This window comes from Micromonospora coerulea (assembly GCF_016598485.1).
Lineage (GTDB): Bacteria > Actinomycetota > Actinomycetes > Mycobacteriales > Micromonosporaceae > Micromonospora > Micromonospora coerulea.
The window spans coordinates 1-13856 of sequence record NZ_JAEMUW010000025.1; the positions used below are offsets into that span (position 1 = coordinate 1).

Consider the following 13856-nt stretch of genomic DNA (forward strand, 5'->3'; position numbering starts at 1 on the left):
CCAGACCGTGCAGGTCTCGGCCTACCCGGACGCCTACGCCCAGTGGGAGCAGCAGGCCGCCGACCTCGTCGCCCAGCACTGGAACAACTGACCTAATAAGCAACACGCCGCTGGCCGGCACCCCGAGACAGGGGTGCCGGCCAGCGGCGTTTCCACGTACCCACGAAGAGACGGTGACGTCCGGGCGGACCGTGACCAAGGTCGGGGCTGGGGGCGACCGTCCCCGGCGCAGGGATCAAGCCTGACCGCCCGAAGCCGGGGACGGTCGCCCCCAGCCCCCAACAGCAACCACCGAGCCCCCAACAGCAACCCGCAAAAACCAGCGGTGAACCGCACCGCCCCCTGGGCACGTACTGCCGGAGGGGACCGGGAGAGGGGATCAGCATGGCCGCAGCCGGGGACGGAACGACGGCCGGGGACCGACCGCTGGAGCCGACGACCGAGGTGTCCGGCGATCCCGATGCCGTCCCGCCCCGGCGCTGGTCCTGGCCTGGTCCGGTCCGGCTGCTGAGCGTCGCCGCCGTGCTGGTGGTGGCCCTCGGCGTCGTCGCGGTGATGGCGACGCTGTCCCATCCGGCCCGGCTGGGCTTCGCCTTCTCCGGAGCGGAGCCGCCAGCCCGCTGGCCGGCCACCGACCCGGGTGGGGTCGGCGCGGCGGAGGCGGCCGCCGCGCAGACCGCGACCGCGCCGCTGGCCGGTCGGCGCCGCGCGACCTTCGAGCTGGTGGACGCGCTGGCCATGTTCGGCCTGCGCGCGGCCGACCTGGGCGACGAGCTGTACCGGATCGAGGTGCCGGCCGACGGGGGCGTGACGCCCCGCGCGGAGGTGCGCGGCGATCGGGTGCGGTTGCGGGCCGAGGAGAACGGGCGACGCGGTCCGGCGGCCGTGCAGGTGCAGCTCAACTCCCGCGTCGAGTGGCGGCTGCGCCTGGTGGGTGCGGTCAGCGACCAACTGCTCGACCTCGGCGCGGGCCGGTTGGCCGGGGTCGAGCTGACCGGCGGCTCGTCCCGCACCGAGCTGCTGCTGCCCCGCCTCGCCGGAGCGTTGACGGTGCGGATGACCGGCGGGGTCAGCCAGCTCAGCATCCGGGTACCCGACGCGGTGCCGGTCCGGGTCCGCGCGGGCGCCGGCGCCGGTTCCGTCGCGGTCTACCTGCAGCGCCGGGACGGGGTGGCGGCCGGCGAGTTGGTCAGCTCACCCACCTGGGACCGGGCCGCCGGCCGGCTCTACGTCGACCTGGTGGCCGGGGCGAACACGGTGACCGTCGCGGAGGGCTGAGCGTACAGTCGGGCGGTGGACCGTACCGAATCCTTGCCGGCGCAGACCCTGCCACCTGGCGTAGCCCCCGCGGATCCCGGCAGCGTGCTGCTGCCGGGCCACGACGTGCCGCTGGGGCGCTACACGACCGTGCGGCGGCTGCTGCCGCAGCGGCAGCGCCGGCTCGTCGGGGCCTGGTGCTTCGTCGACCATTTCGGACCGGAGGACGTGGCGGAGCGGCCCGGCATGGAGGTGCCGCCGCACCCGCACACCGGCCTGCAGACGGTGACCTGGCTGGTGGACGGCGAGATCCTGCACCGGGACAGCCTGGGCAACGTGCAGCCGATCCGGCCCGGCCAGTTGAACGTGATGACCTCCGGCCACGGCATCGCTCACTCCGAGCGCTCACCGGCGCAGCATCCGCCGGTCATGCACGGCGTGCAGCTGTGGGTGGCGCTGCCCGACCCGGCGCGAGCCGGCGCGGCCGACTTCGCGCATCACGCGGACCTGCCCCGCTGGCGCGACGGCGACCTGGACGTCACCCTGCTCGTGGGCGAGTTCGGCGGCGAGGAATCCCCGGCGGTGGTGCACACCCCGCTGCTCGGCGCGCAGCTCGAGGTCGGCGGTCCGGCGCCGGCGACGCTGCCGCTGCGCCGCGACTTCGAGTACGGGCTGCTGGCCATGTCCGGCTCCGCCGAGGCGGACGGGGTGGCGTTCGCGCCGGGCGCGCTGCTGTACGTGGGCGCCGGCCGGGACGCGCTGACCGTGCGGGCGGCGCCGGGCAGCCGGCTGCTGCTGCTCGGCGGCGCGCCGTTCGAGGAGCCCCTGGTGATGTGGTGGAACTTCGTGGGCCGCTCGCACGAGGAGGTCGCCGCCGCCCGGGAGGACTGGATGGCCGGCCGGCGGTTCGGCGCGGTGGCCGACGACCCGGCGCCGCCGCTGCCGGCCCCGGCGCTGCCCACCACCCGGTTGAAGGCGCGCGACCGTCGGGGCACCACGCTCGGCTGATTGGGCGGCTCCGGCGCGGGTAGACGCGGGCATGCCGACCAGTGCGATCTCCAGCATCGAGGACAAGAAGCGGCTCGTTCGCCGGCTCGCCGGGGACGGTCGTGGCTTCGCCGAACAGTATGGCTTCCGGGTCATCAACAATCCGTCCAGCCTGTTCCAGGTGCTCGGTCTGTCCGTCCTGCTGTCCCGGCGGGGGGATTTCCGCCGGGCGGTGGAGTCGGCCGTGGCGCTCCGCGACTCCGGTTGGGACAGCGCCGCCCGGCTGGCCCGGTCGCTGCACGCCGACCGGGTGCGGGTGCTGCGCGCCCACGGCCAGCGCGGCGACGTGGACCAGCTCGCCGACGTGCTGGGCGACCTCGCCCGTACCCTGGTGGACCGCTACCGGGGCGACCTGCGACGGTTGCGGACGGAGGCGCACCAGGATCCGGCCCGGGAACGGCGGCTGCTCACCGCCCTGCCTGGAGTGGACGACGAGGTGGCCGACCTGTTCCTGCGGGAGGCGCAGGCCGTGTGGCGGGAGGTGGCGCCGGTGGCCGACCGCCGGGCCCTCGTGGCCGCGCGCCGTCTGGGCCTGGGCCGTTCCGCCGACGACTTGGCCAACCTGGCCGGCAGCGGCGAGTCGGAGCGGCTGGCCTGGCTGGTCGGGGCGCTGGCCCGGGTGGACCTGGAGAAGCGGTACGCGGAGCTGACCGGCTGACCGGGACGTGCCGCGGGCCACAGTTCCGTGATAGTCACCCGAAAGGCTGATGTCGCATCGTATGATGATCGTGGCAGCGATGCCCGCCCGGTTCGGGCGAACATCCACCACCTGGTGGTCGCGACCCGGTTCGGGCGTGAACCGCCGAAAGCAGGTGCTGCGTGGCGCCCCAGGTCGCGGTTCGTGACCCGGGGCGCCCGCCTGTCACCGGGACCTGTCACGGGAGCTGCTATCTGGCCAGGGTGACCCCCAGGTTCACCGTTGCGGCGATGATGACCGCGCCGAACAGGTAGGACAACAGCATGTGCCGCAGCACGGCGCGGCGCATCTCGGCGCTGGACAAGTCGGTGTCGGAGACCTGGAATGTGGCCCCCACCGTGAACGCCAGGTAGGCGAAGTCCGCGTAGCAGGGCTGCTCGTCCTGGTGGAAGTCGATGCCGCCCGGCTCGCCGCCGTAGTAGAGCCGGGCGTACCGGGCGGTGAAGAGGGTGTGCACCACGAACCAGGAGAGCACCACGCTGAGCACGCCCAGCCCGCCGTAGGCGTCAAGCGACAGCCCCGGTCTGGTCGCGTGCGCGGTGGCCAGCACCACCCCGACCGCGAAGAGGCTGGCGACGCACGCGGCCAGCAGCAGCGCGTCCCGCATCGCCCGGTTCGGGTCCTCGTGCACCGCGAGCCGCGCGGTGGCGTCGGCGTCCAGCGGCCACAGCCGACGCCAGAGCAGGATCAGCCAGGTCAGCGCGGCGGCGTCCCAGCCCACCAGCGGGCCGACCGTCGGCGAGACCAGGGTCGCGAACAGTCCACCGAAGACCGCCCCGACCAGCCCCATCACGAGGAGCTGGAGGGCCGCCGGGGTGTGCCCGTGCGGCTGGCTGCCTGCGCGCCGCACCGGCGGCGGCGGTCAGATGCCGCGCAGGTGCTGCGAGACCCGCTGGTGGCGCGTGTCGCGGGCCTGCGCCGCCCGCTGCGCGCGGCTGACCTCTGGCGCGGCGTCGATGCCGGCGGAACGGGCGACCTCGTTGCCGTTGGCGTAGTCGACCGGCGGCAGGGCCCGCAGGGCCTTCAGCACCTCCGGCGGCGCGCCCTCCCGTTCGGCCTCCCGGACGACGTCGTCCTTGCCGGCCGGGTAGTCCAGCGCGGACAGGTAATCGAGGACGTCGGTGTAACTCGCCATGGGTCGGGCTCCTCGCGCGTGGGTTGCGGTCACGACCGGCGGCGGATACCCGCCCGACGGCAGGTCACGCGCGCCGTACCCGGAAATCGCCGCCCGTTTCCGTCCCGGCTCGCCGGGTACGCGGCGGAAGAGCCGGAAGGGGTACCACCGATGAACTACGACACCTTCGTCGACCAGGTCGCGCAGCGGACCCGGACGTCCTCGGAGCGGGCCGTCGAGCTGACCCGGGCCACGTTGGAGACGCTGGCCGAGCGCCTGACCGGGGGTGAGTTGCTCGACCTGGCGGCCCAGCTGCCGAAGCCGCTGCAACTGGTGCTGAAGCCGACCCCGGGCCTCGAGGCGGCCGACCGGTTCGGCGCGGCCGAGTTCATTGCCCGGGTCGGCCAGCGGGCCGGTGTGGACGCCAACGCCGCCCGGGACACCGTCCGGGCGGTCTTCACCACGCTGCGCGAGGCGATCAGCGGTGGCGAGTTCGACGACGTCATCGTGCAGTTGCCGCGCGACTACCGGGACATGGTGGAGCCGGTCCTGGCCCCCGGCGCGACCCTGCGCCGCGGCTGAGCGCCCGCGCCGTCGCCGGGCCGCTGCGGCTGGTCAGCCGATCGCGCCTTCGGCCCGCAGGGCGGCGACCCGCTCGGCGTCGAAGCCGGCCTCCGCCAGCAATTCGTCGGTGTGTTCGCCGGGCTGCGGCGGCGGCCGGCGCACCGACGTCGGGGTGCCGGAGAAGCGCGGCGCCGGCGCCGGCTGGGTGACCCCGTCGTGGGTGACGAACACCCCCCGGGCGGCCAGGTGGGGATGCTCCGGCGCCTCGCGCCAGTCCAGCACCGGCGCGGCGCAGGCGTCCGAGCCGGCCAGCAGCTGCGCCCACTCGTCCCGGCTCCGGGTGCGGAACAGCCGGCCCCACGCCGCGCGCAGCGCGGGCCAGTTCGCCGGGTCGGTGCGGTCCAGGTCCTCGTCGCCGGGAAGCGGGAAGCCGGTGAGCCGGACCAGCTCGGCGTAGAACTGCGGCTCCAGCGCGCCGACGGCGAGATACCGCCCGTCGGCGCACTCGTACGTGTCGTAGAAGGGTGCGCCGCCGTCGAGCAGGTTCACCCCGCGCGGGTCCTGCCACATGCCGATCTGGCGCAACGCGTGGACCTGGGTGGCGAGCACCGACACGCCGTCCACGATGGCCGCGTCCACGACCTGACCGGGTGTGCCGCCCCCGACGGCGTGCAGGGCGGCCAGCACGCCGAGGGCCAGCATCATCCCGCCGCCGCCGAAGTCGCCGAGCAGGTTCATCGGCGGCACCGGCCGCTCGCCGGCCCGGCCGATGCCGTGCAGCGCGCCGGTCAGCGCCAGGTAGTCGATGTCGTGCCCGGCGGTCGGGGCGAGCGGGCCCTGCTGCCCCCAACCGGTCATCCGGCCGTAGACCAGCCGCGGGTTGACCGCCAGGCAGTCGTCGGGGCCGAGCCCGAGCCGTTCGGCGACCCCCGGGCGGAAGCCCTCCAGCAGCGCGTCCGCCCGCTCGACCAGGGCCAGCACCACCTCCCGGCCGGCGGGGGACTTGAGGTCCACGGCCAGCGAACGGCGGTTGCGGTTGAGCAGGTCCCCGGGCAGGCTGCCGAACCCGGCGGGCGCGGTCCGGTCCACCCGGATCACGTCGGCGCCGAGGTCGGCCAGCATCATCGCGGCGAACGGGCCAGGCCCGATGCCGGCCAGCTCGATCACCCGGACGCCGGCGAGGGGTCCGACCGGGGCGTGCGGGGCGTCGTCGGTCATCGGGCCACGATAGGCGTCGGCAGCCCACCCCGTCGCCCCCCGGGGCCGTCGCCGGGTCACCGCACAGCGGTTGACCAGGGCAACCAGCTGACCTGGGGTGGCGCGGCCGGCTTGGCGGACGGTTGAGCCTGCCCTAACCTTGACGCCACGAGGGGAGTACTTCCCACGAATCATTCCGGTCAGTACGGCGCGCCCCGGGCGCGCCTCGGGTGGTTGCCCACGGAAAGCGTGGGTGAAGGAGACCTCGAACATGTCACGGTGTTCGAGGAGGCCCCATGACCGACGTGTCATACCTGTCCGCGGTCGAGCTGTCGTCGGTCGGCACCCCCACGCTGTGGGGAATCACCATCGGCGGGGTGCTCGCCCTGCTGGTCCTGGACTTCCTGGTCACCCGCCGCCCGCACGAGGTGTCGCTGCGGGAGGCGCTCGGCTGGTCGGCGTTCTACCTCGCCCTGCCGCTGGCGTTCGGCGGCTGGATCTGGTCCCGCTGGGGCTCCGAGCTGGGCGTCCAGTACCTGACCGGTTACCTGGTCGAGAAGTCGCTCTCGGTCGACAACCTCTTCGTGTTCATGCTGCTGCTGGCCGCCTTCGCGGTCCCGGCCGTGCTCGCCCAGCGGGTGCTGCTCTACGGCATCGCCGGCGCGCTGGTGCTCCGCGCGATCTTCATCGCGCTCGGCGCCGCCGCCCTGCAGACCCTCGACTTCGCCTTCCTGCTGTTCGGCCTCATCCTGATCGCCACCGCGGTCAAGCTGCTGCGCGACGCCCTGTCCGGGCACGAGCAGGAGGTCGACATCAACAAGATGCGGTCGGTGCGGCTGCTGCGCCGGTTCATGCCGGTGGTCGACGAGTACCACGGCACCAGGATGACAATTCGGCAGCAGGGCAGGCGCGCGCTCACCCCGCTCGCCCTGGTCGTGGTGGCGGTGCTCGCCACCGACATCGTCTTCGCCGTCGACTCGGTGCCCGCCGTCTACGGCATCACCGAGGACCCGTACCTGGTCTTCGCCACCAACGCGTTCGCCCTGCTCGGCCTGCGGGCGCTGTACTTCGTGCTGCACGCCGCGCTCAGCCGGCTGGTGCACCTCAGCTACGGCCTGGCCATCATCCTCGCCTTCATCGGCGTGAAGCTGGGCCTGCACTGGGCGCACGGCATCTGGACGGGTGTACCGGAGATCCCGACCCTCGCCTCGCTCGGCGTGATCATCGGCGTCCTGGTGGTGGTGACCCTGACCAGCCTGCGCGCCACCCGCGACCGCGAGTCCGACGCCACCGCCGTCGTCGCGGATCGGCACTGACTCGGGTCCCGGCCGCCGCGGTGGGTCACCCACCGCGGCGGGTCTGGCCGATCGTGGTGTCCGACCCCACCCCGAGGTGGTACGACTGTCGGGTGGGAATTGTGTCGCCGGGCTTTCAGGGTCGGCCGCGCTCGGCCGAACCGGCCCTGCCGCCGGGCCAGTATCTGACCGAGGATTTTCCGGTGCTCTCCGCCGGCCCGACGCCGCGGGTGCCGCTGGACACCTGGGAGTTCGTCGTCAGCGCCGAAGGTGGCGCCGAGTACCGCTGGTCGTGGAACGAGCTGATGGGCCTGCCGCAGGAGGCGCCCACTGTGGACCTGCACTGCGTCACCCGGTGGTCCAAGCTCGGCACCAACTGGCAGGGCGTGTCGCTGGACACCCTGCTGGAGGGGATCGACACCGCCGCCCGGTACGCGCTGGTCCACTCGTACGGCGGCTACACGACCAACCTGCCGCTGGACGACCTACGGGGCGGCCGGGCCTGGGTGGCGCACGGCTACGACGGCGGACCGCTGCCGGCCGAGCACGGCGGCCCGGCGCGGCTGCTGGTCCCGCACCTCTACCTCTGGAAGTCGGCCAAGTGGGTGCGCGGCATCCGGCTGCTGGTCGACGACAAGCCGGGCTTCTGGGAGACCGCCGGCTACCACGACTACGGCGACCCGTGGCGCGAGCAGCGATACCAGGGCGACTGAGGTGGCCGCAACGACGACCGGCAACCGGGTGGCCGCGCCGCTGACCTGGCGGGTGGGCCGGCTGGTGGAGCGCCGCGTCGAGACGCCCACCGCGCAGACCCTCGTCCTGGAGGTGCCCGGCTGGCCGGGCCACCTCGCCGGGCAGCACGTCGACGTCCGGCTCACCGCCCCGGACGGCTACCAGGCGGCCCGCTCGTACTCGCTGGCCAGGCCCGCCGAGGGTGACCAGATCGCGCTGACCGTGCAGCGGGTGGCCGATGGAGAGGTCTCCCCGTACCTGATCGACGTGTACGCCGAGGGCGACCCGGTGGAGGTGCGCGGCCCGGTCGGCGGTTGGTTCATCTGGCGTACCGAGGAGACCGCGCCGGTGCTGCTGGTGGGCGGCGGCTCCGGGGTGGTGCCGCTGATGGCCATGATCCGGGCCCGCCGCGCGGCGGGCAGCCGGGTGCCGTTCCGGCTGATCTACTCGGTGCGCACCCCGAACGACGTCATCTACGCCGACGAGCTGCGCCGCCGGGCCCGCGACGACCTGGGCCTGGACGTGGCGCTGGTCTACACCCGGGAGGCGCCCGAGGGCTGGCGGGGCGAGCCGCACCGGATCGGCCTGGCCGATGTGAACACCCACGGCTGGCCGCCCGACCTGGAGCCGCTCTGCTACGTCTGCGGGCCGACCGGCTTCGTGGAGACGGTGGCGGACCTGCTAGTCGGGCTGGGCCACCAGACGCGGCGGGTGAAGACCGAACGCTTCGGCCCGACCGGCTGAACGGCGAGGAGACCTGATGACCGACATGTCCTACCTGGACGGCAACATGCTCGACGGGCCGCTGCGCGAGCTGTTCGCCGTGGACCTGAGCGGGGCCACCGGCCGGTGCGAGTCGTGCGGGACGGTCGGCCCGATGGCCGGGCTGCACGTCTTCTCGCACGCTCCGGGTCTGATCGGCCGCTGCCCGGCGTGCAGCGAGGTCATGCTGCGCCTGGTCCGGGCGCCCGACCGGGCCTGGCTCGACCTGCGCGGCAGCACCTACCTCCAGGTGCCGCTGCCGATGGACCAGCCCTACCCGCGTCCGCTCTGACCGCCCGCGTCGCGGGCCGGCCGAACGACTCCGGGCCGGCGACGTGGGCGCCGAACGGGCGGGGCGGCCGCCGGGTGGGCGATCCGGTGCGGCTCTGCTCCAGGCTCTGGTCAGGGCGTGACGGTGAGCTGCGGGTCAGGGCGTTGCGGTGAGCTGCACGGCGTCGGCCAGCGAGGGCTCGGCGTGGTTGCCCGCCCCGGCCACGGCGACCGTCGGGGTACCGGGCGGCGGGATCGCCGGCGCGGTGGGACGGACCGGCGGCGCGGCGACCGGGCGGGCCCGGCGCAGGCGCCGGCCCAGTCGGCTGACCAGCTGCCCGACGGTCAGCGGGACCACGGAGAGGACCAACTGCCCGCTGCGCGGGTCGACGGTGGCGCCGACCCCGTACAGGCGCAGGCCGTGGCGGAGCAGGCGCGGCCGGCCGGCGGCGAGTCTGGGCGCGCGGACCGCGGCGCTGCCCCGGCCGTGGGGGCCGGCCAGCTCCGCGCGGACCGGGTGCCGCTGGCCGGTGGCCGCGCTGGTGGCCAGGAGCCGGTCCACCGGAAAGTCCGTGCGGACGGTCCGGCCGGTGGAGTCGGTGGCGTCCAGCAGGGTGGTGCCGGCGAGCTGCCCGGCGACCAGCCGGACCGGACCGGCCTCGGCGGCGAAGCGCCGGTACGGGCTGCGGGTGGTCACCGCCAGGGTGTGCCCGCCCTCCCAGGTCACCTCGACGGCGTCGAGCTTGGCCAGCCAGTCGGCCCGGACGCCGGTGACGTCGGCCCAGCCGCCGGCGCGGGCGCCCGGGTAGCCCGCGTGCCACCGGCCGTCCTCGACCACGGTCGGCGGCACGCCGCGCTCGGCGTCCTGGTCGATCACCGCGAGCAGGTCGGCCACGCCGCCGGCGGTCACCGCGCCGAGCCGCAGCCGCGCCTCGATGTCGAGCCGGTCCCGCAGCCCGTCGGTGACGTGCCGGTCGACCAGCCGGCGCACCACGGCGTGCACCCGTTCCTGGTCGGCCCGGTCCAGCCGGCGGAAGTCGTCGCCGACCAGGCTGGCCAGCTCCAGCCCGACGTGCCGGCGCAGCACCGCGTCGCGCTCGGGGCCGGCCGGGAGCAGCGCGGCGACGAACGCGAACAGCCGCTCGACGCTGACCAGCCGCGCCTCGACCCGGCTGTGATAGGTGATGTTGCGCGCGTTCAGCCGGCGTACCGCGTGGTAGTAGTCGTAGTCGGCGAGCACCGAGATCCGCCGGGCGCGGTAGCAGGCCGACAGGGTGAACGGTTGGTCGCTGAGAACCGGCATGTCCTCCGGGAAGCGCAGCCCGTGCCGGTCGACCAGCTCCCGCCGGAACAGCTTCGTGTTCGCCAGCGACCAGGGCAGCGCCGAGTCGAACAGGTCCACCTCGACCTGGTTGCCGGCGGCGAAGACGTCGGAGAAGACGTGCCGGCCGTTGACCCCGACCACCTTGCCCAGCACGACGTCCGAGCCGTGCCGGTCGGCCGCGGCGACGAGGCGTTCCAGCGCCTCCGGGCCGAGGTGGTCGTCGGAGCCGAGGAAGAAGACGTACCGGCCGCTGGCCAGCTCCAGGCCCCGGTTGCAGGGGACGGCCGGGCCGCCGGAGTTGGCCTGGTGCAGCACCTTCACCGTGCCGGGATGCCGGGCCGCCAGCCGGTCCAGCAGCCGGCCGCCACCGTCGGTGGAGCCGTCGTCCACCGCGACGATCTCCATCCGCCCGTGCCCGATGGTCTGGGTGAGCAGCGAGTGCAGGCAGGTCCGCAGGTACGGCATGGTGTTGTAGACGGGGACGACGACGCTGACGTCGGGCGCGGTCATCGGAGCGCTCCTTGGGCGGTCGGCGGGTCGGGCAGGGCGGCGCCGGGTGTCGCGGGGGCGCCGGCCGGCGGGGGTGCGACATCGGCCAGCAGCCGGCGGTAGACCGCGTCCAGCACGTCGGCCTGCGCCCGCCAGGTCCAGCTCGCCAGCAGGCCCGGCCGGTCGTACGCGGCGCGGTGCCGGGCCGGGTCGGCGAGCACGGCGCCGACCGCGCGGACGAAGTCGTCGACGTCGGCGGCCCGGAACACCGCGCCCTGGCCGGTCTTCCGGACGGTGGCGGCCATGGTCCGCACGTCGCTGACCACCAGCGGCAGCCGCGCGTGCGAGTACTCGAAGAACTTGGTGATCAGCGCGATCTCGTGGTTGGGCCAGTGGTGGATCGGGATCACCCCGACGTCGGCGCCGGACAGGAAGGGCACCACCTGCCAGTGCGGCACGTACGGCAGCACATGCAGCCGGTCGGCCACCCCGGCCCGGGCGGCCCGGGCGGCGAGCCGCTCGACGTACCGCAGCGCCGGGTTGACCACCAGCGCGACGTGCACGCCGGGCAGCCGGGGCAGCGCGTCGACGAGCATGTCCAGGCCCCGCTGCGGCGCGGCGGCGCCGCTGTAGACCAGCAGTGGCACGTCCGGGCCGAGGCCGCACTCGACGCGGATGTCCGGCGGGTGCGCGTCGTCGGCCGGGCGGTGCTCCGCGGCGGGGGCGTTGAGCAGTACGGCCGGCGGCGCGGGCAGCCGGTGCTCCCGGCGCAGCAGCTCGGCGAGATCGTCGGAGACGGTGAGTACCGCGTCGGCGTGCCGGGCGTACTCCCGCTCGTGGGCCCGGTGTGCGGGCAGCCAGCGGGCGTGGTCGCGCCACGGCTTGACGCCGGGCAGGAACTCGTGCGCGTCCCAGACCAGCGCCACCCGGCGCCCCTGCCCGGCGGCGCGGATCTTCGCCCGGGCGCCGACGCCGAGCATCCGGAAGTCGTGCGCGTGGATGAGGTCGGGGCGGAGCCGGTCGACCTCCGGACCGTAGGCCAGCTCGTAGTCCCACAGCCCGGGCTCCAGCCGCCGCCAGGCACGATCGCCCTGCACGACCTGCCAGAACAGGGTGTACGCCCGGTCCCAGGGGTTGCGGAACCTCCGCCCGCTGCGGGCCCGGTTCATCATCTTGGTGCGCAGCCACACCCAGCGGCCGAGCAGCCGGGCCGCCGTGGCCCGCAGCCGCAGTCCTCGGCGGGCCCGGCGCAGCCGGCCGGGGTCCAGCTCGCCGGCGCGGGCCCGCTGCTCCAGCAGCGCGGCGCGGACGGTCAGGTCGGCCTGCCAGGCCCGTACCCACTGCGCCCGGTGCTCCGCGATGCCGCCCGGCCGGTACGCCAGCGGCCAGCGCAGCCAGGAGCGGCGGAATTCGTGCCGGCGCCGGCCCAGCAGGTTCGGCATCGGCAGCAGCCGCACCTCGGCGGCGCCGAGCTGCCAGCGGCGTTCCACCTCGTCCGGCGACCGGCCGAGCAGCGTGACGTCCCAGCCCGCCTCGGCGGCCGAGCGGGCGATCTTCTGCACCCGGGAGTCGCCCTCGACCTTGTTGTCGACGAGCATGACGATCCGGCCGTGGCGCGGCCCGGCCGTCGTCTCGTCCTGTCCCACTGCTGGTCCTCCGCTGGTCGGCCGGCGTCTCCGGCGCGACCCACGCTGGTGGAGCCAGTCGTCGCAGCGGCGACCTGGACATGACGTCCAGGCGACCGTCAGGCGGCAGTTGTGATGTGACCCAGTGGCCATCGGCGGGGAGGCCGGCCGCGCCTCCCCGCCGACGGCGCCGGTCAGCCGGCGGCGGCGGCGAGCCGTCGCCAGACCAGCGCGGTGAGCAGCGCCATCGCCGCGCCCGCCAGCCAGAACGGCGCGACGACGCTCCCCGTCGCCTGGGCGATCAGGCCGCCGGTAGCCGTGCCGACGGCCGCCCCGCCGAGGTCGGCCAGGGCGTACGCGCCGTTCACCCGGCCACGCAGCCGGTCCGGCACGAGCCGCTGCCGCAGCGACACGACCAGCACGCCCCAGACCATGGTGTGCACGCCCCAGACGGCCAGCGCCGCTCCGGCCACCCAGGGTCGCCGGGTGGTGGCGAGCACGACCTGGAGCCCGACCTCGACGAGCAGCCCGACCCGCAGCAGCGCCGGGGTGCCGAACCGGGCCCGTAGCCGGGGCGCCAGGGCGGTGCCGGCCAGCCCGCCGAGCGCGGCGGCGGTCAGCAGTACCCCGTACCCGATCTCGGTGAGGCCGAGCCGCTGCCGGGCGTAGAGCACGAACGCCGCGAACGCCGCGCAGAACGCCACGTTCATCACCGCGATGCAGCCCGCGAGGGCCCGGAGCACCGGCACGCCCCAGAGCGCGCGTACCCCGGCGGCGATGTCGGCCCGCAGCGACCGGCGCCGGTCGCCGGCCGCCGGCTCCGGCGCCGGCGGCGGCACCGGACGCCAGCGCAGCAGCGCCAGCAGCAGCGCGGCCAGCCCGAAGGTGGCCGCGTCGAAGGCGAACGGCGCCGCCGCGGCGAGCACGAAGAGGTACGCCCCGAGCGGTTTGGCCGCGAACTGGTTGCCGACCACGAAGGTGGCGAAGAGCCGGCTGTTGGCCTGCTCCAGCCGCTCCGGCGGGACCACCGAGGGCAGCAGCGCCCCGGCGGCCGTGTCGGCCAGCGTCTCCCCGACCCCGGTGAGGAAGAACGCCAGGCAGATCAACGGCACGGTGGCCCACCCGGCGAGCACCGCGACGGCGAGCGCGGCCAGCACCAGGCCCCGGCCGACGTTGACCCCGACGATCAGCCGGCGTCGGTCGAGCCGGTCGACGAGAGCCCCGCTGACCAGGGCGAAGAGCAGCCACGGCAACTGCTGGGCGAGCACCGCCGCAGCGACGGCGGCCGGGTCCCGGGTGAGCGAGGCGACCAGCAGCGGCCCGGCGACCATGGTGACGCCGTCACCGAGGTTGGTGACCGCGGTGGCGGTCCAGAGCCGGCGGAAGTCCGGGCCGAGCCCGCCGGTGGGGACGGTGGCGGTCATGCCGACCACCGGGCAGGGGTGTGACGTCCGGGCGCGACGGGGCGCCCGGACGGGTTGTC

General features: G+C 75.0%; 14 protein-coding genes. 8 read left to right on the top strand and 6 right to left on the bottom strand.

Annotated elements, in window-relative coordinates; genetic code table 11:
• Window positions 1-384: 384 nt before the first annotated feature.
• Genes I8N68_RS26000 through I8N68_RS26010 form a run of 3 tightly spaced genes read left to right on the top strand, consistent with a single transcriptional unit; the run spans window position 385 to window position 2962 of the window.
• Entirely contained in the window at window positions 385-1278 is an 894-nt protein-coding gene (locus I8N68_RS26000) for a hypothetical protein (protein ID WP_234040616.1), read from the top strand.
• 15 nt (window positions 1279-1293) lie between these two features.
• On the top strand, window positions 1294-2265 hold the full coding sequence (locus tag I8N68_RS26005; protein WP_200215125.1) for a pirin family protein: 972 nt from the start codon (window positions 1294-1296) through the stop codon (window positions 2263-2265).
• Between the two features lie 31 nt (window positions 2266-2296).
• Window positions 2297-2962, top strand: a complete 666-nt coding sequence (locus I8N68_RS26010; RefSeq protein WP_200215126.1) for a hypothetical protein — start codon at window positions 2297-2299, stop codon at window positions 2960-2962.
• 229 nt (window positions 2963-3191) lie between these two features.
• On the opposite strand, the gene I8N68_RS26015 is transcribed toward I8N68_RS26010, so the two are convergent.
• Both I8N68_RS26015 and I8N68_RS26020 read right to left on the bottom strand, forming a co-directional pair.
• Window positions 3192-3851: a DUF1345 domain-containing protein gene (locus tag I8N68_RS26015; protein ID WP_200215127.1), complete on the bottom strand. Its 660-nt coding sequence runs from the start codon at window positions 3849-3851 to the stop codon at window positions 3192-3194.
• A 12-nt stretch (window positions 3852-3863) separates the two neighbouring features.
• Entirely contained in the window at window positions 3864-4136 is a 273-nt protein-coding gene (locus tag I8N68_RS26020) for a DUF2795 domain-containing protein (RefSeq protein WP_200215128.1), read from the bottom strand.
• Between the two features lie 150 nt (window positions 4137-4286).
• On the opposite strand from I8N68_RS26020, the gene I8N68_RS26025 reads away from it, so the two are divergent.
• Complete coding sequence (locus tag I8N68_RS26025) at window positions 4287-4697, top strand: DUF2267 domain-containing protein (RefSeq protein WP_200215129.1); 411 nt, start codon at window positions 4287-4289, stop codon at window positions 4695-4697.
• Window positions 4698-4730: 33 nt separating this feature from the next.
• On the opposite strand, the gene I8N68_RS26030 is transcribed toward I8N68_RS26025, so the two are convergent.
• The gene (locus I8N68_RS26030; RefSeq protein ID WP_200215130.1) at window positions 4731-5897 is read right to left on the bottom strand and encodes a CaiB/BaiF CoA transferase family protein; all 1167 of its coding nucleotides are present in this window, start codon (window positions 5895-5897) and stop codon (window positions 4731-4733) included.
• A gap of 275 nt (window positions 5898-6172) precedes the next feature.
• Here I8N68_RS26030 and I8N68_RS26035 point away from each other — a divergent pair, with 275 nt between their 5' ends.
• The 4 genes from I8N68_RS26035 (at window position 6173) to I8N68_RS26050 (ending at window position 8957) form a co-directional block, all read left to right on the top strand.
• Window positions 6173-7192, top strand: coding sequence for a TerC/Alx family metal homeostasis membrane protein (locus tag I8N68_RS26035; protein WP_200215131.1), 1020 nt, complete (start codon window positions 6173-6175; stop codon window positions 7190-7192).
• Window positions 7193-7293: 101 nt separating this feature from the next.
• On the top strand, window positions 7294-7884 hold the full coding sequence (locus I8N68_RS26040) for a sulfite oxidase-like oxidoreductase (protein WP_200215191.1): 591 nt from the start codon (window positions 7294-7296) through the stop codon (window positions 7882-7884).
• 1 nt (window position 7885) lies between these two features.
• On the top strand, window positions 7886-8647 hold the full coding sequence (locus I8N68_RS26045; RefSeq protein WP_200215132.1) for a ferredoxin reductase: 762 nt from the start codon (window positions 7886-7888) through the stop codon (window positions 8645-8647).
• 16 nt (window positions 8648-8663) lie between these two features.
• Window positions 8664-8957 carry a DUF6510 family protein gene (locus tag I8N68_RS26050; RefSeq protein ID WP_200215133.1) on the top strand — a complete coding sequence of 98 codons (294 nt, stop codon included), beginning with the start codon at window positions 8664-8666 and terminating at the stop codon, window positions 8955-8957.
• Between the two features lie 135 nt (window positions 8958-9092).
• On the opposite strand, the gene I8N68_RS26055 is transcribed toward I8N68_RS26050, so the two are convergent.
• From I8N68_RS26055 to I8N68_RS26065, 3 genes are all read right to left on the bottom strand, one after another.
• On the bottom strand, window positions 9093-10769 hold the full coding sequence (locus I8N68_RS26055; RefSeq protein WP_200215134.1) for a glycosyltransferase: 1677 nt from the start codon (window positions 10767-10769) through the stop codon (window positions 9093-9095).
• Window positions 10766-12346 (bottom strand): glycosyltransferase family 4 protein, encoded by a 1581-nt coding sequence (locus I8N68_RS26060; RefSeq protein WP_200215192.1) that lies wholly within the window; start codon window positions 12344-12346, stop codon window positions 10766-10768. Before I8N68_RS26060 ends, I8N68_RS26055 begins: the two co-directional genes overlap by 4 nt.
• Window positions 12347-12567: 221 nt before the next feature.
• Window positions 12568-13797, bottom strand: coding sequence for an MFS transporter (locus I8N68_RS26065; protein ID WP_200215135.1), 1230 nt, complete (start codon window positions 13795-13797; stop codon window positions 12568-12570).
• Window positions 13798-13856 lie beyond the last annotated feature (59 nt).

Coding starts and splice junctions, on each gene's coding strand:
- I8N68_RS26000 (WP_234040616.1), top strand. CDS start 385: ATGGCCGCAGCCGGGGACGGAACGACGGCCGGGGACCGACCGCTGGAG.
- I8N68_RS26010 (WP_200215126.1), top strand. CDS start 2,297: ATGCCGACCAGTGCGATCTCCAGCATCGAGGACAAGAAGCGGCTCGTT.
- I8N68_RS26020 (WP_200215128.1), bottom strand. CDS start 4,136: ATGGCGAGTTACACCGACGTCCTCGATTACCTGTCCGCGCTGGACTAC.
- I8N68_RS26025 (WP_200215129.1), top strand. CDS start 4,287: ATGAACTACGACACCTTCGTCGACCAGGTCGCGCAGCGGACCCGGACG.
- I8N68_RS26030 (WP_200215130.1), bottom strand. CDS start 5,897: ATGACCGACGACGCCCCGCACGCCCCGGTCGGACCCCTCGCCGGCGTC.
- I8N68_RS26035 (WP_200215131.1), top strand. CDS start 6,173: ATGACCGACGTGTCATACCTGTCCGCGGTCGAGCTGTCGTCGGTCGGC.
- I8N68_RS26050 (WP_200215133.1), top strand. CDS start 8,664: ATGACCGACATGTCCTACCTGGACGGCAACATGCTCGACGGGCCGCTG.
- I8N68_RS26055 (WP_200215134.1), bottom strand. CDS start 10,769: ATGACCGCGCCCGACGTCAGCGTCGTCGTCCCCGTCTACAACACCATG.
- I8N68_RS26060 (WP_200215192.1), bottom strand. CDS start 12,346: ATGCTCGTCGACAACAAGGTCGAGGGCGACTCCCGGGTGCAGAAGATC.
- I8N68_RS26065 (WP_200215135.1), bottom strand. CDS start 13,797: ATGACCGCCACCGTCCCCACCGGCGGGCTCGGCCCGGACTTCCGCCGG.